The organism is Actinophytocola sp. (assembly GCF_009379765.1).
Classification (GTDB): Bacteria; Actinomycetota; Actinomycetes; order Mycobacteriales; family Pseudonocardiaceae; genus Actinophytocola.
The window spans coordinates 1-17,509 of the sequence record NZ_WHTD01000175.1 but is presented as its reverse complement, the minus strand read 5'-3'; the positions used below and the strand labels follow the sequence as shown (position 1 = coordinate 17,509).

The 17,509-nt window shown below is 71.9% G+C and carries 15 protein-coding genes and 2 pseudogenes; 8 read left to right on the top strand and 9 right to left on the bottom strand.

Annotated elements, in window-relative coordinates:
- Positions 1-93 precede the first annotated feature (93 nt).
- Both rsmH and mraZ read right to left on the bottom strand, forming a co-directional pair.
- The gene (rsmH, locus tag GEV28_RS35755) at positions 94-1,056 is read right to left on the bottom strand and encodes a 16S rRNA (cytosine(1402)-N(4))-methyltransferase RsmH (RefSeq protein ID WP_291417683.1); all 963 of its coding nucleotides are present in this window, start codon (positions 1,054-1,056) and stop codon (positions 94-96) included.
- Between the two features lie 188 nt (positions 1,057-1,244).
- Complete coding sequence (gene mraZ / locus GEV28_RS35750) at positions 1,245-1,676, bottom strand: division/cell wall cluster transcriptional repressor MraZ (RefSeq protein WP_260192729.1); 432 nt, start codon at positions 1,674-1,676, stop codon at positions 1,245-1,247.
- 619 nt (positions 1,677-2,295) lie between these two features.
- Between mraZ and GEV28_RS35745 the strand changes: the two genes are divergently transcribed.
- The 3 genes from GEV28_RS35745 to GEV28_RS35735 all read left to right on the top strand — a co-directional run bounded on the left by GEV28_RS35745 (position 2,296) and on the right by GEV28_RS35735 (position 7,152).
- Complete coding sequence (locus tag GEV28_RS35745; protein ID WP_291417685.1) at positions 2,296-3,261, top strand: MoxR family ATPase; 966 nt, start codon at positions 2,296-2,298, stop codon at positions 3,259-3,261.
- Between the two features lie 39 nt (positions 3,262-3,300).
- Positions 3,301-4,569, top strand: coding sequence for a DUF58 domain-containing protein (locus GEV28_RS35740; RefSeq protein WP_291417679.1), 1,269 nt, complete (start codon positions 3,301-3,303; stop codon positions 4,567-4,569).
- A 219-nt stretch (positions 4,570-4,788) separates the two neighbouring features.
- A complete protein-coding gene (locus GEV28_RS35735) occupies positions 4,789-7,152 on the top strand; it encodes a DUF3488 and transglutaminase-like domain-containing protein (protein ID WP_291417676.1) in 2,364 nt (787 codons plus the stop codon).
- Positions 7,153-7,179: 27 nt separating this feature from the next.
- Here the strand turns inward: GEV28_RS35735 and GEV28_RS35730 are convergent, their stop codons facing one another.
- The 3 genes from GEV28_RS35730 to GEV28_RS35720 form a co-directional block, all read right to left on the bottom strand.
- Positions 7,180-9,630, bottom strand: a complete 2,451-nt coding sequence (locus tag GEV28_RS35730) for an FAD-dependent oxidoreductase (RefSeq protein ID WP_291417674.1) — start codon at positions 9,628-9,630, stop codon at positions 7,180-7,182.
- 219 nt (positions 9,631-9,849) lie between these two features.
- On the bottom strand, positions 9,850-11,433 hold the full coding sequence (locus GEV28_RS35725) for an aldehyde dehydrogenase family protein (protein WP_291417672.1): 1,584 nt from the start codon (positions 11,431-11,433) through the stop codon (positions 9,850-9,852).
- A gap of 142 nt (positions 11,434-11,575) precedes the next feature.
- The gene (locus GEV28_RS35720; RefSeq protein ID WP_291417670.1) at positions 11,576-11,980 is read right to left on the bottom strand and encodes a DUF3040 domain-containing protein; all 405 of its coding nucleotides are present in this window, start codon (positions 11,978-11,980) and stop codon (positions 11,576-11,578) included.
- Between the two features lie 216 nt (positions 11,981-12,196).
- Between GEV28_RS35720 and GEV28_RS35715 the strand changes: the two genes are divergently transcribed.
- Both GEV28_RS35715 and GEV28_RS35710 read left to right on the top strand, forming a co-directional pair.
- The gene (locus GEV28_RS35715; RefSeq protein WP_291417668.1) at positions 12,197-13,204 is read left to right on the top strand and encodes a PHP domain-containing protein; all 1,008 of its coding nucleotides are present in this window, start codon (positions 12,197-12,199) and stop codon (positions 13,202-13,204) included.
- Between the two features lie 8 nt (positions 13,205-13,212).
- The gene (locus GEV28_RS35710; protein WP_291417666.1) at positions 13,213-13,983 is read left to right on the top strand and encodes a Sir2 family NAD-dependent protein deacetylase; all 771 of its coding nucleotides are present in this window, start codon (positions 13,213-13,215) and stop codon (positions 13,981-13,983) included.
- Between the two features lie 21 nt (positions 13,984-14,004).
- Here GEV28_RS35710 and GEV28_RS35705 read toward each other — a convergent pair whose 3' ends face one another.
- Positions 14,005-14,400, bottom strand: coding sequence for a hypothetical protein (locus GEV28_RS35705; protein ID WP_291417665.1), 396 nt, complete (start codon positions 14,398-14,400; stop codon positions 14,005-14,007).
- Between the two features lie 99 nt (positions 14,401-14,499).
- On the opposite strand from GEV28_RS35705, the gene GEV28_RS35700 reads away from it, so the two are divergent.
- The 3 genes and pseudogenes from GEV28_RS35700 to GEV28_RS35690 all read left to right on the top strand — a co-directional run.
- Complete coding sequence (locus tag GEV28_RS35700) at positions 14,500-15,465, top strand: penicillin-insensitive murein endopeptidase (protein WP_291417663.1); 966 nt, start codon at positions 14,500-14,502, stop codon at positions 15,463-15,465.
- A gap of 46 nt (positions 15,466-15,511) precedes the next feature.
- A pseudogene (locus GEV28_RS35695) lies at positions 15,512-15,604 on the top strand (hypothetical protein); the annotation flags it as partial.
- A 58-nt stretch (positions 15,605-15,662) separates the two neighbouring features.
- A pseudogene (locus GEV28_RS35690) lies at positions 15,663-15,845 on the top strand (IS5/IS1182 family transposase); the annotation flags it as partial.
- Positions 15,846-15,924: 79 nt separating this feature from the next.
- Here the strand turns inward: GEV28_RS35690 and GEV28_RS35685 are convergent.
- From GEV28_RS35685 to GEV28_RS35675, 3 genes are all read right to left on the bottom strand, one after another.
- Positions 15,925-16,041, bottom strand: coding sequence for a VOC family protein (locus GEV28_RS35685; RefSeq protein WP_291417661.1), 117 nt, complete (start codon positions 16,039-16,041; stop codon positions 15,925-15,927).
- Between the two features lie 6 nt (positions 16,042-16,047).
- A complete protein-coding gene (locus tag GEV28_RS35680; RefSeq protein ID WP_291417659.1) occupies positions 16,048-16,410 on the bottom strand; it encodes a hypothetical protein in 363 nt (120 codons plus the stop codon).
- 262 nt (positions 16,411-16,672) lie between these two features.
- A complete protein-coding gene (locus GEV28_RS35675) occupies positions 16,673-17,107 on the bottom strand; it encodes a VOC family protein (protein WP_291417657.1) in 435 nt (144 codons plus the stop codon).
- Positions 17,108-17,509 lie beyond the last annotated feature (402 nt).

Genomic DNA, 17,509 nt, shown 5'->3' with positions numbered 1-17,509 from the left:
GGGCCTCGCGACGTCGCTCGAGGGCGGAGTCCGCGCGCCGGCCCCGGCCCGCGCGCTCAGCGGTGCGGGTCGACCTGGATCGGGTCGGTGCCGTCATGCTGCCGCCTCCAGAATCCGCTCTGCCGCACGCAGCCGTACCGAGGCTGCCCGCGGGTTGTGCTCCGTCTCCTGCTCGTCGGCCTGCTCAGCGCCCCGGGTGAGCAGGCGCAGCTGCGGGCCGTGTCCCGGCAGCTCGACCGGGACCCCCGGCGGCGTCCGCGACTTCGCGAGCTCCGCCAGTGACCGCTTGACCAGCCGGTCCTCCAGTGACTGGTAGGACTCGACGACGATCCGGCCGCCCATCCGCAAGGCGGACAGCGCCGCCGGCAGCGCCCTGCGCAGGGCCTCCAGCTCGCCGTTCACCTCGATGCGCAGCGCCTGGAAGGTCCGCTTGGCCGGGTGCCCGCCAGTCCGCCGACTGGCCGCGGGCACCGTGTCGTAGAGCAGCTGGACGAGCCGGCCGCTGTAGGCGAACGGCTCCCGGGACCGGGCCGCGACGACCGCGTCGGCGATCCGGCGGGCGAACCGCTCCTCGCCGTAGTCGCGCAGGATCCGGGCGAGGTCCGCCGCGGGGTAGGTGTTGAGGACCTCCGCCGCGGTGAGCTCGGCGGTCGGGTCCATCCGCATGTCCAGCGGCGCGTCCTTCGAGTACGCGAAGCCGCGCTCGGCGACGTCGAGCTGCATCGAGGACACCCCGAGGTCCATGAGCACCCCCGCGACCGAGTTGGTCGCGCGGTAGCCGAGGCGGGTGAGCACGTCGGGCATCTCGTCGTAGACGGCGTGCACGAGGTGCACCCGGTCGCCGTGCCGGGCGAGCAGCTCACCGGAGCGGGCGAGCGCGTTCGGGTCGCGGTCGAGGCCGACGAGGGTGAGCGACGGGTGCGCGGACAGCAGCGCGTCGGCGTGGCCGCCGAGCCCGATGGTGGCGTCGACGAGCACCGCCGCACGGTCGGCGAGCGCGGGCGCGAGCAGCGCGAGCACCCGGTCCAGCAGAACCGGGACATGCGCGGCAGCCATTGAGTCACCCCCTTCCGCTTCGCTCCCAGGACGACAAAGCGACAAGTCGATCCGCGGGTGCCGCCAGGTCCCCGCCCGCTCGTCGAACCTGGCACCGGGGAAGGTGCGCCAGGGCCGAAAGCGAGCGGACCGAGGCCTCACGGCACCCGCGTCCCACCGGAGAAGCCCGGAGAACCGAGCGTCCGGGGTCAGAACACCCCCGGGAGGACCTCCTCAGCGGCCTGGGAGTAGCTGTCCTCGTGCTCGTCCAGGTAGGTCTGCCACGCTTGCGCGTCCCAGATCTCCAGGCGGGTGATCGCACCGATGACCACGCACTCCTTGGTGAGCCCGGCATAGCGCCGGAGCTCCGGTGCGACCGCGATCCGCCCCTGCCCGTCGGGTCGCTGCTCGTCGGTTCCGGCGAACAGGTACCTCTGGTAGGCGCGAACCGCCTCGTTCGTCAGGGGCGCCGCGGCCACCTTGCGTGCCATCTCCTCGAACTCCGCCCTCGGGAACACATACAGGCAGTGGTCCTGGCCCTTCGTGACCATCAGCCCGCCCGCGAGCGCGTCTCGGAACTTGGCAGGCAGCGTGAGCCGCCCCTTGTCGTCCAACTTGGGGGTGTGCGTGCCAAGGAACATCGGCGACTCACCTCCCCACCGGCCCTCGGGCCAGTCATGAGGCCCCCTTCCGCCCCACTTGCCGCCACCGTACCCCACTTTTCTCCACAGTCAACGGCGAATCGAGGAGCTAGATCGTCGAGTCATCCGCGTTTACGCAGGTAAACGGGGTGGGAGGAAAGTGGGGGACGATGCCGGGCCTCCCCCGACCGGGTGCCCTAACGGGCGGCTTCGGCCGCCCGATGAACCACCAAAGGCCCCGCACGTCCTCGGATCGAGAGCGGATCGGGGGCCGCCGGGGCCTCCCGTGGGGAGTCGTGGGGACACCGTGCGGGCGCACCGCACCGGACGGGCCGTGACGCGAATGCGAGATCCGGAACACGAACCGGCCCGGAGGCGTAGACAATGAATGAGGACACCGGAGAAGACGCTGGGGAGACCCCACTTCTCAGCGGTTTGACACACTTCGTAGAAGGCTTGCGCCGAAGTAAGAGCACCAGGAGGTCGCGTGACGTCCAGTACCCCGCCATCGGCGCTGCCCGGCAACCCCTACGCAGCGCCTGGCGGTGACCCCTACGCAGCACATGCGTCCGAGCCGCTCAACAACAACCACTACCGGCAGCCTTCCTCGCTCGACGAGCTGAACGCCACCGCACAGCGGATCGCGGCCAACGTCGAGCGGGTCCTGGTAGGCAAGCCCGAAGTGGTGCGGATCGCCCTCGTCACCCTGCTCGCCGAAGGACACCTGCTCGTCGAGGACGTGCCCGGGGTCGGCAAGACGTCCCTGGCCAAGGCCCTCGCGCGGTCCATCGACTGCACGGTCAGCCGGATCCAGTTCACCCCGGACCTGCTGCCCAGCGACGTGACCGGCGTGTCGATCTTCAACCGGCAGACCAACGACTTCGAGTTCCGGCCCGGCCCGGTGTTCGCGAACATCGTGGTCGGCGACGAGATCAACCGCGCCTCCCCCAAGACCCAGTCCGCGCTGCTGGAGTGCATGGAGGAGGAGCAGGTCACCGTCGACACCAACACCTACCATCTCGAACTGCCGTTCATGGTCATCGCGACCCAGAACCCGATCGAGATGGAGGGCACCTACGCGCTGCCCGAGGCGCAGCGCGACCGGTTCACCGCGCGCGTGTCGATCGGCTACCCGGACCCGGCCGCCGAGCTCGCCATGGTCGACGAGCACGCCGGACGCAACCCGCTCACGGACCTGCAGCCAGTGTCGCACGCCGACCAGGTGCGTGGGCTCATCGAGACGGTGCGCGCCATCAAGCTGTCGCCGGACATCCGCCGGTACGCCGTCGAGCTGGCCTCGACCACGCGCCGGCTGCCGGAGGTCCGCATCGGCGCCTCGCCGCGGTCCACCCTGCACCTCGTGCGGGCGGCTCGTGCGCAGGCTGCGCTGTCCGGCCGGGACTTCGTGGTGCCCGACGACATCCACGCGGTCGCCGTGCCGGTGCTAGCCCACCGGCTGGTGCTCACCCCGGAGGCGCAGGCCGGCCGCCGGTCGACCGCGGAGCTGATCCGTTCCCTGGTGCAGCGGGTGCCGGTGCCGCAGGCGGCGCCGGACCCGAGCGCGCACTGGGCCAGGAACAGGTAGCCGGCCGTGGCGCGGCCGGTACGCGGTGCGCTGTCGGGGTTGACCACGCGGGGCAGATGCCTGCTGGCCGCGGGGCTCGCCGCCGCGCTGTGCTCGATCATCCTCAACGAGCGTGACCTGCTCCGCGTGTCGGTGTTCGTCGTCGCGCTGCCGCTGCTCGTCTGCTTCCTTACCGCGGTGGCCCGGGTCGGGCTGCACGCGCAACGCCAGATCGTGCCGGTCCGCGTGCCGGTCGGCGGGCGGGCCGAGGTCTCGCTGCACATCCGCAGCACCGGTCGGCTGCCCACCGGCGGGCTGCTCGTGTCCGACGGCGTGCCCTACTCGCTCGGCGGCAAGCCGCGCTTCCTCATCGAGCACCTGCCCCGGCACACCGGCACCCGGCTGCGTTACTCGGTCCAGCCGATGCTGCGCGGCATCCAGCAGCTCGGCCCGCTGAAGGCGACGATCACCGACCCGTTCGGGCTGGCGGAGTTCGAGCGCGAGCTCGCGCACACCTCGCGGCTGGTCGTGGTGCCGCGGATCGTGCCGCTGCACGGCGTGCCCGGCGGCTCCGGCCTCGGTTCCGGCGACGACGGCTCGGTCCGGCTGGCCGCCGGCCAGGGCGAGGACGACGCGATCGTGCGCCCGTACCGGCAGGGCGACGACCTGCGCAAGGTGCACTGGCGCTCCACCGCCAAGCGCGACGAGATGATGGTGCGGGTCGAGGAACGCCCGTGGCGGGGCGGCACCACCGTGCTGCTCGACCACCGCGCCACCGCGCACCGCGGCGCCGGCACGACCGCGAGCCTGGAGTGGGCGGTGTCGTTCGTCGCGAGCATCTGCCTGCACCTGCACCGCTACGGCCAGCGCGTCCGGCTGGTCACCGAGACCGGCCGGCTGATCGTCAGCGACACCGGCGACGGCACCCACAACGACAACGCGGTCCTCGACGCGCTCGCCGCGCTGCAGGCCACGCCGCAGCGCGAGATCGACGCACGCAACGACCCCGGCCACGGCCAGGAGCTGATCGCGGTCCTCGGCGCCACGAGCCCGGAGTCGCTCAGCCAGCTCATCGGCCAGCGCTCCCGCGGCAACCGCAGCCTCGCCGTGCTGCTCGACACCGCGGCGTGGGGCGCGGCCGGCGAGGACGGCGGTGAGGTGGGCGGCGGCGTGGATACCGACATCGACGGCGCGACCGCCCTGCTGCGCGGCGCGGGCTGGGGCGTGACGGTCGCCCGCCCGAACATCCCGATGACCGCCACCTGGTCCACCCTGTGCCGCAGCATCGGCACCCGCAACGACGCCCTGACCAGCGGATTCGGCCAATGACCCCGCGAGTCCAACCCCCAGGACCCGCGAGTCCAACACTCGCGACCCGCGAGTCCGACACTCAGAGCCCGCGAGTCCAACCCCCAGGACCCGCGAGTCCAACACTCACCGGAGACAGCCAGTGAGCGCACCGACCATCACCCGGCCGACCCCGCCACGCCACCGCCGCCCCCCGGGCGGCCACCCCAGGCCGGGGAGCTGACCGCCGCGCAGTGGTCGATGACCGTGACGCCGGTGGTCGCCGCGGTCACCACGCTGTGCGCGTCGCTCGCGCTCGCCGGGGTCATCGACGGGCTGCGCTGGTGGGGCTACGCCGGCGTGGCGGTCACCGTCGTCACCGCGGTCGGCCTCGGGCTGCGCGCGGTCCGCACGCCGATCCTGCTGGTGGGCCTCGCCCAGATGTTCTCGGTGCTGTGCCTGCTGGTCGCGCTGTTCACCGACAGCGGGATCCTGGGACTGTTCCCCGGGCCGGCGGCGTTCGCCGAGCTCGGCGACGTGCTGCGAACCTCCATCGAGGTCGTGCGCACCGGGGTGCCACCGGTCGAGGCCACCCCCGCGGTGCTGTGCCTGGTGGTCATCGCGATCGGGCTGGTCGCGGTGCTGGTCGACACGCTCGCGGTGTCCGCGGGCACGCCGGCCGCCTGTGGCCTGGTGCTGCTGTGCGTCTACGCGGTGCCCGCCTCGCTCGCCGACGAGATGCTGCCCTGGTGGGCGTTCGTGCTCGGCGCGGTCTCCTTCGCGGCCCTCCTCGCGGTCGACGGCGCGCACCGGCACCAGCAGTGGAGCAACCGGCCGATGGTGCAGGGCACCAGCGGCGGGGTCGGCTCGCCTGCCTCGCTCGTGTCCGGCGCCGTGGCGATCGCGCTGTTCGCCGGGGCCACGGTCACCTTCATCGGCACGGTCGGCCAGCTGCCCGGCGGCCAGAACGGCGGCGCGTCCAACGGTCTCGGCCTCAACCCGTTCACCTCGCTGCGCGGCATGCTCGACCAGGACGGCAACATCGAGCTGTTCCGGGTCCGCAACCTCGGCGACGACCCCCGCTACCTGCGCGCGCTGACGCTGTCCCGGTTCGACGGCAACGGCGGCTGGCTGCCTCCCGAGGAACTGCCGGCCGGCGCGCCCGCGGACCGCAGGCTGCCGGCACCGGACGGGCTGCTGCAGAGCTACGGCCCGTCCAAGGCCGTCGAGATCGACATCGAGCCGGTCAACTCCAACGACACCTGGGCGCCGGTCTTCGGCATCCCGCTGCGGATGCGCGACCTGCCAGAAGACATGCGCTACGACCCGGTCGGCGGCATGATCTACGGCCCCACCAAGCGGCAGCTCCCCCGCTACGTCGAGGAGGCCGACCTCAGCCAGCCCAGCGGCGACCAACTGCGGGCGGCACGCCCGGCACTGCCCGGTGACGTCCCGGACGTGTACATGGTCCGCGACGGCATCGACGAGCGCGTCACCGCGCTGGCCAACCAGCTGACCGCGAGGCACGCGGCGACGTTCGACAAGGTGAGGGCGATCCTGGCGTACTTCGACCCCGGCAACGGGTTCGTCTACGACACCGAGACCGCGGCCGGCAGCGACGAGTCCGCCCTCGAGGACTTCCTGTTCGACAGCAAGTCCGGGTTCTGCGAGCAGTACGCGTCGTCGATGGCGATCCTGCTGCGCGCGGCCGGCATCCCGTCCCGGGTCGCGATGGGCTACACCGCCGGCTTCGAGTCCGGCGACTACCGGTCGATCACCACGCAGAACGCGCACGCGTGGGTCGAGGTGTTCTTCCCCGGGCTGGGCTGGATCCAGTTCGACCCGACGCCCCTGTCCGACGGCACGACCTACACCCCGCCCTACGCCGCGGAGAGCGGGTCGTCCGGTCCGGAGGACGACCCGACGACCCAGACCGAGCAGTCGCCCGCGCCGTCGGCACCGGCCGGACCGACGGACGACCCGCAGAACCCGCAGAACGACCAAGCGGGCGCCGGGGCCGCCAACCTGGGGCAGGGCGGCGCGCAGACCTGGCAGTGGGTGACGATCGGCGCGCTCGTCGGTCTGTCGGCGCTGATGACGGCACTGTCCGGCACCGGTCCGCCGGGCCGTCGCAGGCGGTACGTCCCGCTCGCGGCGGTGGCCTGGACGCTCACCGTGGTGTTCCTGGCCGCCGTGGTCTCCTGGTGGCTCGCGGCGCTGGTGCTCGTGCTGCTGCTCGCCGCGGCGCCCGGCCTCATCCGCGAACGCATGCGGCTGCACCGGCGGCACGAGGTCCACACCAACGGCCCGACCGCGGCGACGTCGGCGTGGGCGGAGCTGCTGGCGGAGTCGACCGACCGCGGCGCGGAGGTCGACCAGACGGAGACGGTCCGGGTGGCCGCCCGGCGCCTGGCCAACGACCACGACCTGGACGACGACGGCAAGCAGGCGTTGCGCACGGTGGTCGGCGAGGTGGAACGGTCCTGGTACGGCGGAAGCACCACACCGGACCCAACGCTGGGCCCGGCCTTCGACCGGCTGATCGCGGGCCTGCGCCGCTCGGATCCGTTGGGGTGGCGGGCGAAGCTGCTCCCCCGCTCGGTCCTGCGCCGCCGCACCGGATGAGGGCGAACGCCCCGCGCGCCGAGTGGGTCAGGTGATCGTCAGGCCGTCGAACAAGGCCCGGCCGGGTGTCGTGGCGTGCGCGCAGCACAGCACCCCGACGTCCTGTGTGGACGCCGCGGACGGGAGGTCCGCCGTGCCGACGTCGCGCCAGGTGGTGCCGCCGTCCGTGCTGACGGTGCCGGTGAACCGGGTGCCCGCGCGGGTCAGGCGCAGCCGGGCCGGGTACGGGGTCGGGTTCAGCTCCAGGCGGGCCACGGAGTCCAGGGTGCCGTCGCCGTCGGCGTCCCAGAGGAGCATGAAACCGTTGGCGGGCTTGGCGACCAGCACCACGTAGCCCGTCGCGGAGCCGGGGGCACGCAGGTCGTTGCGGAACGCGAGGCCGGCCCGCGCGTTGGGGTCCGTGGCGTCCTGGGCGACGAGCGTGACCTCCGCCGTCGACGCCGGGCCCGCCGCGCCGGGGTGCAGGATCGCGCCGTACTCGTCGATGCCGGTCCACATGTCCCGGCCCGCCGCCACGACCGCGAGCCGCGCACCCCGCTGGGCGAACAGCGCCGCCGTCGACGCGGCGGTCACCAGCGGCGCGGCCACCGGTTCGGCGACCCGCACGGTCCGCGACGCCGAGAACGACACGGGCTCCCCGGCGGCATACCCGGCGGTCGCCGACACGACGTCCGCATCGAGGAGTTCCGCCGGCGTGGTCGCGGTGACCGCCCACTCGGCGGCGAACGTGGCGCCTGCGGCCAGCGCTGGCGCGGTGGTCGGACCAGCCGGCGACGCGGCCCATCCCGGCGGCACGGCCAGCGCCAGCGCGACGTCGGACACGGCGACGCCCTCGTCGTTGCGGACCGCGACCGTCACCGGGAACGGCGCTCCGGGCGCGGGCGAGTTGGGTGCGTCGACGGTCACCGGACCCTGGCCCGGCGGCCAGGTCAGCACCATCCCGTCGGCCAGCAGCTCGCGGCGCAGCGTCGGGTAGTCGACGTCCTGCACGGCGACCCCGTCGCGCAGCGCGAGGTCCGCGGCGGCCGCGGCGGCGTGGCCGAGCAGCATGAACACCGGCTCCATCCGCACCGACCCGAACGCGATGTGCGACGCCGAGAGCGCCACCGGCACCACGAGGTTCGGGCACTCGCCGCGCGCCGGCACGATCGCCCGGTAGGAGATCCCGTACGGCCCGGCGGGGCCGACCTGCACGTCGCCCTCGTTGCGCGCGGCGCCGTCGACGACCACGCGGGCGCAGTTGTGCGAGTCCATGTTGTAGGAGGCCAGCCCGACCGGGTCCGGCGCGGTGCGGGTCCAGCGGCAGTCGTGCTCGGTCACCACGTAGTCGGCGACCATCCGCCTGCCCTCGCGGATGTACAGCTCGTGCGGCCAGCCGCCGGTCTGCGCGAACTCGTCCGCCGGCAGGCCCCAGGCGCTCACCTCCGCGCGGATCGCCGCGGGCACCGTCGGGTCGTTGGCGAGGAAGTACAGCATGCCCTGCTGGTACCGGACGTGATCTTGGAAAATCCGTTCGCGCTCGCGGTAGTCGCCGGCCGGCCAGCCGTAGTTGCGGCCGATGTTGTCCGAGCTGACCGCGCCGTTGTTGTTCAGGTCGGTCTTCCCGTTCGGCATCGGGGTGTTGAGCCGTATCGCGTCCCACACACCGGCGTCGATGTAGCGGCGCAGCAGCTCGTAGCGGGCCGGGTCGTAGCCGGGCGGGCGTGGGAACGGCCGCCGGTCGGCCGCCTTGGTGAGGCAGACGCGGAAGTTGAACGCCTGGATGCGGTGGTCGCCCTCACCCGGCGTGCCGACCGGGTCGGCCTGGATGCCCGGGAGCAGGCCGCTCGCCGGGTCGCCGGGTGTGCGGTACGGGTCGATCGTGCGCTGGAACTGGTGGCCGGTGCGGATCTGGACGCCGTTGAGCGTCTCGCCGTGGGTGGCGTTGGACTCGCGCCCGACGGTGTGGCTGACGCCGGCGGCGGCCATCAGGTCGCCCTCGTAGCTGGCGTCGATGAAGACGTTCGCCCGGAACACCTTGCCGTTCTCGGTGCGCAGCGCGGTGATCCGGCCGCCTTCGAGGTCCACGGCGGACAGGCGGTGCTCGCGGTAGCTGGGGATCGACTCCTCGGCCACCCAGGCGTCGAACACCTCCTCCGCGACGTGCGGCTCGAACCCGAAGGACTCCGGCCGGCCGTAGTGCGCGCCGACCCGCCGGTAGAACTCCCGGGACAGCCCGCCGATCGCCTCGATCCGCCCGGAGTCGGTGGCGCCGAGCCCGGCGGCGGTCAGCCCACCGAGATGCGGGCCGAACGCGACGAGCACGACCGACCGCCCCGACCTCGCCGCCTGGACGGCCGCCGAGACGCCGGCGGAGGTGCCGCCGTAGACGCAGATGTCGCTCGTCACGGTGCCGCGCGCGGGCCGCACCGGGTACCAGTAGCGCAGCCCGGGTGCCCGCCCGCGGCCGCCGGCCGCCACCGTGACCCCGCGGGTCACCCGCGGGGTCACCCGGAGCCGCGCTCGCGCCGGACCGGCCGGCCGCCAGCCACAGCGCCGTGGTCCCGGCGCCGGCGAGCAGCGCTCGTCGGGTCATGGGGTGGTCGTTCACCATGTCGCGCCCGCCTTCGGGTCGAAACCAACCGACTTTCGAAATCTAGCAACAGAAGTTGGTTGATTCCAAGCAAAAGTAGCGTGATACGGCGAACGGGGGTGCGGTCAGACCGCCGGGTAGCGGTTGTAGTCCGGGAAGTTGCCGTACAGCAGCTCGTCCACCGGGCCCTGCGTCACCGCGTGCACCAGGTGCACGCCGCCCACGAAGGCGCCCTTCCACGAGCCGCCGCGGCCGCCGAACGGCTCCGCGCGGTCACCGCGGGAGCGCGGCTTGTTCACCCCGACCTTGAACGCCTGCACGTGCTGCGCGAGGTCGTCGGCGAGCTCCGCGTCGTCGCAGGCGATACTGGCCACCAGGGCGCCGTTGGACGCGTTCATCTGGGCCAGCAGCTCCGCCTTGGTGTCCACCACGACGATGGTGTCGACCGGGCCGAACGGCTCCTCGTGCATGAGCCGGCTGGCCCCGGGCGGGGCGAGGAGCGCAGTCGGCGCGACGTAGGCCGACGTGTCCTGGCCCGGGAGGAACCGGCCCTCGTCCAGCGACCCGCGGTAGAGCGGCACGGCGCCGTGGTGCAGCGCCTCGTCCACCCGCTTGCGCAGGTCGGCGGCCTTGGCCGCGGAGATCATCGGGCCGAAGTCCAGCACCGGCAGGTCGGGCTTCTTCGCGGCCTTGCCGTCACTGCCGTCGACCGCGAGCGGGTGCCCGAACCGGATCGACTGCACCACCGGCAGGTAAGTCGCGAGGAACGCGTCGACCAGGTCGCGCTGGACCACGAAGCGCGGGTAGGCGGTGCAGCGCTGCTTGGCGTACTCGAAGCCCTTCCGCAGATGCGCGGAGAGGCCCGCCCAGTCGGAGAACTCCCAGATGCCCCAGCAGTTGAGGCCCTCCTGCTCGAGCATGTGCCGCTTGCCGGTGTCGACGAGCTGGGCGGCCACCTTGCCGCCGTTGTCCCGGCCGCCGACGAACGCGAGCGCGCCGAGCTCCATCGAGCGCACCAGCGCGCCGGAGAGCTTCGAGCCGTCGCCGGAGAGCAGCGTGACCGGCAGGCCGGCGTCGTTCATCAGCGCGTGCGCGACGGTGAGGCAGACCGCGCCGCCCTGGGTCGGCGTCTTCGCGATGACCGCGTTGCCGGCGAGGAGCTGCACCAGCTCGGCGTGCACCAGCACCGACATCGGGTAGTTCCAGCTCGCGATGTTGCTGACCGGGCCGGGCAGCGGCGTCCGCTCGAACGGTCTGCCCTGCGCGTCGGTGGCGAGCATCTCGTCGATGTTCTCCAGGTACCAGCGCACCCCGTCCAGCGCCCGGTCGACGTCGGCGCACGCGAGCTTCCACGGCTTGCCGATCTCCCACGCCAGCAGCAGGGCGAGGTCGTCGCGGGCCTCGGTCATCGCGTCGACGGCGGCGGTGACCCTGGCCTTGCGGTCGGCCAGCGGCACCTCGCCCCACTCGCGGTGCTGCTGGTGCGCGGCGGCGACGGCCTTCAGCGCGGTCGGCTCATCCACTTTGGACAGCTGACCGATGGTGGTCTGGTCGACCGGGGAGACCATCGGCGACCGTTCGCCGACGTCCTGCCAGTGCCCTTCGTACAGGTTGCGCAGACGGTCACCGGCAAAGCCGGAAGGGGCCACCCCGGCGACCCGCTCGGCCAATCGCGTCCACTGTGCGTGCTCGGGAATCCGCAGGCCCACGGCAAACCTCCATCATGTGACGGGTGCCAGGCCGATTTTGCCTTATGGGGTCTCGAAAAACACTCGTGCTGCGGCCGATGTCACGCACGAAGGACGGTCGGGTGCCACTGGTGGCGCCCGACGACCTCTGCGGGAGCCGGGCCTATGGCTCCTCGTCGAACCGCTTGCGGAAGCGGTCCTCCATGCGCTGCGAGAACGAGCTGCGGCGGGCCTTGGACGCCCCGCCGCCTTCGGACTCCCCGGCGCCCTCCTCAGCCTCGCCGCCACCTTGTCGCAGGGCGGAGAGCGTGAGCAACGCACCGAAGAACATGACCAGGAAGCCGAGCAAACTGACTACCGGGACACCGCCAGGCTTCAGCGGCAGGATTACTCCCAGCACCAGAAGTGCGACACCCAGTACGAACAGCGCGATGCCCTGAAGGCGTCGGCGCCGGGACGGACGGCGCAGGCGCGCGCCGCGCACCGTGGATGCGAACTTGGGATCCTCGGCGTAGAGCGCACGCTCAATCTGGTCGAGCAGTCGCTGCTCGTGCTCGGAGAGTGGCATTCGTTCCTCCTCCGGCACAGCGGTCGCGAGCGCCGGGCTCTCACGGTGTTGGCCGCCGGACCCGGCGGGCGCCCCGCTCCGGGGGCGTCACCCCCCAGGATACGAGCCCCGAGGCTCCGCGACTACCCGATCCGGAATCATGGTCGTATGCATCGGCAAAACCCGGCTCGTTCCGAGTGTGTCACGAGCCCGCTCGAACCCTCTCGGGTGGGCTGAATGGACCCTTCCCGAGCACTCCGCCAGATCGCGTTCCTGCTGGAGCGGTCCGGCGAGCCGACCCACAAGGTGCAGGCGTTCCGGCGTGCCGCGGGGGTCGTCGACGGCCTGGCCGAGGGTGAGCTCGAGGACCGGCTGCGGGCCGGCACGCTCACCGGCCTGCCCGGGATCGGCCGCTCCACGGCGGGTGTCATCATCGAGGCCGCCCGCGGCGAGCACCCCTCCTACCTGGGCAGACTGCTCGTCCAGGGCATCGAGCCGGTGGCCGGCGGGGAGGCGATGCGCGACGCCCTGCGCGGCGACTGCCACACCCATTCCGAATGGTCCGACGGCGGCAGCCCGATCCGGGAGATGGCCGAGGCGGCGATCATGCTCGGCCACGACTGGATGGTGCTGACCGACCACTCCCCCCGGCTGACGGTGGCCAACGGGCTGTCTGCCGAGCGGTTGTGGCGACAGCTGGACGTAGTGACCGAGCTCAACCGCGAGTTGGCCCCGTTCCGCGTTCTCACGGGCATCGAGGTGGACATCCTGGATGACGGCGCGCTGGACCAGACGCCCGAGCTGCTGGCCCGACTGGACGTGGTCGTCGCCAGCGTCCACTCGAAGCTGCGGATGTCGAGCGCGGAGATGACCGACCGGATGATCGCCGCGGTCGAGAACCCGCACACCGACATCCTCGGCCACTGCACCGGTCGCAAGGTCCTCGGCCGGGGGCGCCCGGAGTCCGAGTTCCGCGCCGAGGAGGTCTTCGCCGCCTGCCGGTCCGCCGGTGTCGCGGTGGAGATCAACTCCCGGCCGGACCGGCTCGACCCGCCGCGCCGGCTCCTCTCCCAGGCGCTGGACACGGGCTGCGTGTTCTCGATCGACAGCGACGCGCACGCGCCGGGCCAGCTGGACTGGCTGCCGTACGGGTGCGAGCGCGCCGAGGAGTGCGCGGTGCCCGCGGACCGCGTGATCAACACGAAGACCGCCGACGAGCTCCTCGAGTGGGTCGCCGGCAGGTGAGGGGCGGGATGAGGGACCCGGACGAGCTGGCGGAGGCGGCCGCGACGGTGGCCGAGGCCTCGCGGGTGGTCGTGATGTCCGGAGCCGGGATCTCCACCGACTCCGGGATCCCCGACTTCCGCGGGCCCAACGGGCTCTGGACGCGCAACCCAGGCAGTGAGCGGCTGTCGAGCCTGCGGGCCTACCAGGAGGACCCCGCGGTGCGGCGCCAGTCGTGGCAGGCGCGGCTCGCGCATCCGGTGTGGGACGCCGAGCCGAACGCCGCGCACCGGGCGCTCGTGGAGCTCGAGAGGGCCGGGCGGCTGCTCGCGATCGTCACCCAGAACATCGACGGGCTGCACCAGAAGGCCGGCTCCAGCCCGTCGCTGGTGCACGAGCTGCACGGGTCGATGTTCGACACGGTCTGCCTGTCGTGCGGGGACCGGCGGCCGATGCGGGACGCGCTGGACCGGGTGGCGGCCGGCGATCCGGATCCGGCGTGCCTCGCGTGCGGCGGGATCCTCAAGTCGGCCACGATCTCGTTCGGGCAGCCGCTCGACGCGGATCTGCTCGTCCGGGCCCGGGACGCGGTGGTCGAGTGCGACCTGATGCTGGTGGCCGGGAGCTCGCTGGCCGTGCAGCCGGCGGCCGGGCTCGTCGGGCTGGCGGCGCGGGCCGGCGCGCCGGTGGTGATCTGCAACGGCTCGGAGACGCCGTACGACTCGCTGGCCGCGATCGTGCTGCGCGACCCGCTGGGGTCGGTGCTGCCGGCGCTGCTCGGCGGCTCGGTCCGGGAATAGCTGGGTCAGGGGATGGCTCGGTCAGGGGATGGCGAGGCCGGCCCGGCGCAGGGACTCCTCGACGCGGAGGCGTTCCATCTCGCGCTCGATCCCCTCGGGCAGGACGTCGAGCCGGTTCGCGACGTCGACGGCCGTGCAGGCCTGACACAGGAGCGCGTCGTAGGCCTGCCGGGCGGCCTCGCGGCGGACGGCCGGGGTGCCGGGCGGGCAGTCCGCGAGCGAGCGGTGCACCCGGCGAAGGTCGGCGGCGAGCCGTTCGATGGGCGGCGCGGTGGCCGCCGGCGTCCGGCGGCGCCGGATCCGCGCGCCGACGCCGTCGACGAGGCGCGGCACCCGCAGCATGATCCAGAACAGCAGCGTCGGCGCGATCACGGCGACGGCGAACAGCAGAACGTTCGCCATCGGGATGTCCGCCATGCCCGGAGATTCTAGTGCACGGGCCCGTCGGATGAGCATCAGTGAAGACCTAACGGACACGGTTACATTCTCGGAGATCCTTCACCATAATATGGTGCCATGGTCACTCTCCGCCGTTCCCTGGTCGCGCTCGCCGCGGCCGTCGCCGTGGTCGGCTCGCTGTTGCTGAGCTCGCCCGCGAGCGCGTACCCGAGCGCGTTCTTCCACACCCAGAGCACCGGCAACCGGGGCGCGGACGTGCTGGCGCTGCAGCACTTGCTCGCCCACCGCGGCCACGCGACGCCGACCGACGGCGTGTTCGGCGCGGCTACCACCACGGCGGTGCGCGCGTTCCAGTCCGCGTCGGGGCTCGGCGTCGACGGGATCGTGGGGCCCGCGACGTGGGGTGCGCTGGTGCCGCAGGTCAGCCAGGGCGCGAGCGGCCCGGCGGTGCGGGCGCTGCAGGTGGAGCTGAACGCGAAGCGCCGCCTGTCGCTGCCGGTGAACGGCGTGTTCGACGCGTCGGTGACCACTGCCGTGCGGTCGTTCCAGCAGCACGCCGGCATCGGGGTGGACGGCGTGGTCGGCCCGACGACGTGGCGCAACCTGGTGTGGCACTACGACTATCCGGACTTCGGCGCGGGCATCTGCGACCAGGACCCGGACGGCAACGGCACGGCGGCCAACTGGGCGACCGCGGCGGCCGTCGCGCAGCTGGAGCAGGCGGTCCGAGCGTTCAGTCGCCCCGTCCCGCTCGGCGACGCGGGCTTCGAGCACGGCGGCGACATCCCCGGCCACGGCAGCCACGACGTGGGCCTGGACATCGACATCTGGCCGATGCGCACGGACAACGCCCAGTGCACAGCGGGCCGGATTACCTGGCAGTCGGCGACCTACGACCGCGCGGGGACCCGCGCACTGGCCCAGGCGATCCGCGCGGCGGCGCCGGGCCACGTGAAGCTGATCTTCTTCAACGACCCGGTCCTGATCGACGAGGGCCTGACCACCCAGTACCCCAACCACGACAACCACCTGCATGTCCGCTACTGCGAACGCGTCCACCCGAGCAGCCTCTACGACTGCTAGGGCGTGTCTCCCATATGCGCGGTGAGGCGCGCTGCATGATCGCGGGGTGAGTTCGTTGCGGTTCCGTTCGTTGTCCGATGCGCAGTGGGAGCAGATCGAGCCGTTGCTGCCGTCGAACGTCGGCCGGCGTGGGCACCCGTTCGGTGACAACCGCCAGGTGGTCGAGGGAATCGTCTACCGGTACCGGACCGGGATCCCGGCGCGGCATCAAGGCCGTGATCCCGCAGAAGAAGGACGAGATCGCCGCCCGCCGACGCAAAGGCTCCGCTGGCGGGCGACCCCCGCACCTGGATGCCGACACCTACAGAGGCCGCAACGTCGTCGAGCGGCACTTCAACCTCGCCAAGCAGTGGCGAGGACTGGCAACCCGCTACGACAAGCTCGCCATCACCTACCGCGCTGCCTACATCCTCTGTGCCTGCATCGCCTGGACGCGCGCATAGGAGCCGAGGCTCTGCGTCAGCCCGGGGTGAGGACGCAGAACTCGTTGCCCTCCGAGTCGACGAGGCACATCCATGGCACATCGTCCTGGCCGACGTCGGCGTCAGTGGCGCCCAGAGCCCGCAGCCGGGCCACCTCCGCTCAAAACCGGCCGAGCGCTGAGTCATCCCGAGCCTTGAAATTCACCTGAACAAGTCGCAGCGCCATGCCGCCCAACCCTATGCCCAGGTGGATGCGTTGTTGACCAGCCAGTCTCAGGCACCACCGCGAGGTCGCTGCCAGACGCGCTCGAAGACGGAGCGGTCCACGACCACGAACTGCGGATCCGCAGCGATCTCCCCGGACGCAGCCCGACTCCTGCTCATCGTCCGCCCACTCGAGGCGCCCGTCAGCGAACTCGTCGACCTTCCGCACTTCCCAACCGTCGACGACGTGCGCCCAGAGCAGTACCGGATCCTCAGCGTTGTCGTGAAGCCACTGAACACGCTGGAAGTAGCTCGTCACCTCACGATGCTCCCGCGCGCGTGTGTCCTCTCGCATCCGACCTTGCGCAGAGCGTCGCCGCTGGGCTGCGGTGCGCCAGATTCAGTGAGACGCAGACCACCGGGTCCGTCTCATCGAACTTGTCGTAATCTGTCGAACCGGCCGCCCGGCTCGCCCGTCCCGAGCGCCTGATCCGGCGATCTGCGCCACAGCGCCCTGACAGGTCGGGGGCGGGTCTTTGTCCTGGCCCATGGGGACAGAACGAGGACACGTTCGCGGCCCCTCAGTCGAGATCGAACTCGTTGCCCTCGATGTCCTGCATCACGAGGCACGACTCGTTGTCGCCATCGGCAAGCAGTAGTCGCACGCGTACCGCGCCGAGCGCGACCAGTCGTGCGCATTCGGCCTCGAGTGTGGCGAGGCGCTCGTCACCCACGAGCCCGGTGCCGACCCGCACGTCAAGATGCAGCCGATTCTTGACGACCTTGCCTTCGGGAACGCGCTGGAAGAACAGTCGCGGGCCCACACCTGAGGGATCAATGCAGGCGAACGCTGAGCCCTGCTGCTCAGGCGGCCGCGAGCGTTCGAAATCGTCCCAAGTGGCAAACCCCTCCGGTGGCGGCGGTACGACGTACCCCAACACCTCGCACCAGAAACGAGCGACGCGCTCAGGTTCTGCGCAGTCGAAGGTGACTTGGAACTGCTTGACCGACGCCATCGGTCCACCATAGTGGCGCGTGCTGTTCACCGAGACCCCGGATGTCATCGCCGCGCGGGTCGAGGTCTCGCGTGACATGAGTTGGTGACGCGCTGGGCCGGGTCGCATCCGGTCGTTGAATCTCGCCAGATTCAGTGAGACTGTGCCGCCTTCGATGAGACAGGACACCGCGTGGCTTACCCGATATGGGAGACACGCCCTGATATGTAGGTTGGTTTGTCAAGTGGGCAGGGTGAGGCGGTGTCCGGATTCCGCAGAGGTGGTGGCGAGCGTGTCGGTGTCGACGCGTTGTCAGTCTGATATGCGCGGGTTGGTTACCGCAGGACGGACTGTTCGGCTGGTGAGCGGTTCCGCGGTCTAGACATCGAGCGTGCTCCCCCTGGCGGGGGTTGCTCATAGGGC

Bases quoted from the DNA above. Each gene is read 5' to 3' on its own strand.
- rsmH (WP_291417683.1), bottom strand. From the start codon at position 1,056: ATGGCTGCCGCGCATGTCCCGGTTCTGCTGGACCGGGTGCTCGCGCTG.
- mraZ (WP_260192729.1), bottom strand. From the start codon at position 1,676: ATGTTCCTTGGCACGCACACCCCCAAGTTGGACGACAAGGGGCGGCTC.
- GEV28_RS35735 (WP_291417676.1), top strand. From the start codon at position 4,789: ATGACCGTGACGCCGGTGGTCGCCGCGGTCACCACGCTGTGCGCGTCG.
- GEV28_RS35720 (WP_291417670.1), bottom strand. From the start codon at position 11,980: ATGCCACTCTCCGAGCACGAGCAGCGACTGCTCGACCAGATTGAGCGT.
- GEV28_RS35715 (WP_291417668.1), top strand. From the start codon at position 12,197: ATGGACCCTTCCCGAGCACTCCGCCAGATCGCGTTCCTGCTGGAGCGG.
- GEV28_RS35710 (WP_291417666.1), top strand. From the start codon at position 13,213: ATGAGGGACCCGGACGAGCTGGCGGAGGCGGCCGCGACGGTGGCCGAG.
- GEV28_RS35705 (WP_291417665.1), bottom strand. From the start codon at position 14,400: ATGGCGGACATCCCGATGGCGAACGTTCTGCTGTTCGCCGTCGCCGTG.
- GEV28_RS35700 (WP_291417663.1), top strand. From the start codon at position 14,500: ATGGTCACTCTCCGCCGTTCCCTGGTCGCGCTCGCCGCGGCCGTCGCC.
- GEV28_RS35675 (WP_291417657.1), bottom strand. From the start codon at position 17,107: ATGGCGTCGGTCAAGCAGTTCCAAGTCACCTTCGACTGCGCAGAACCT.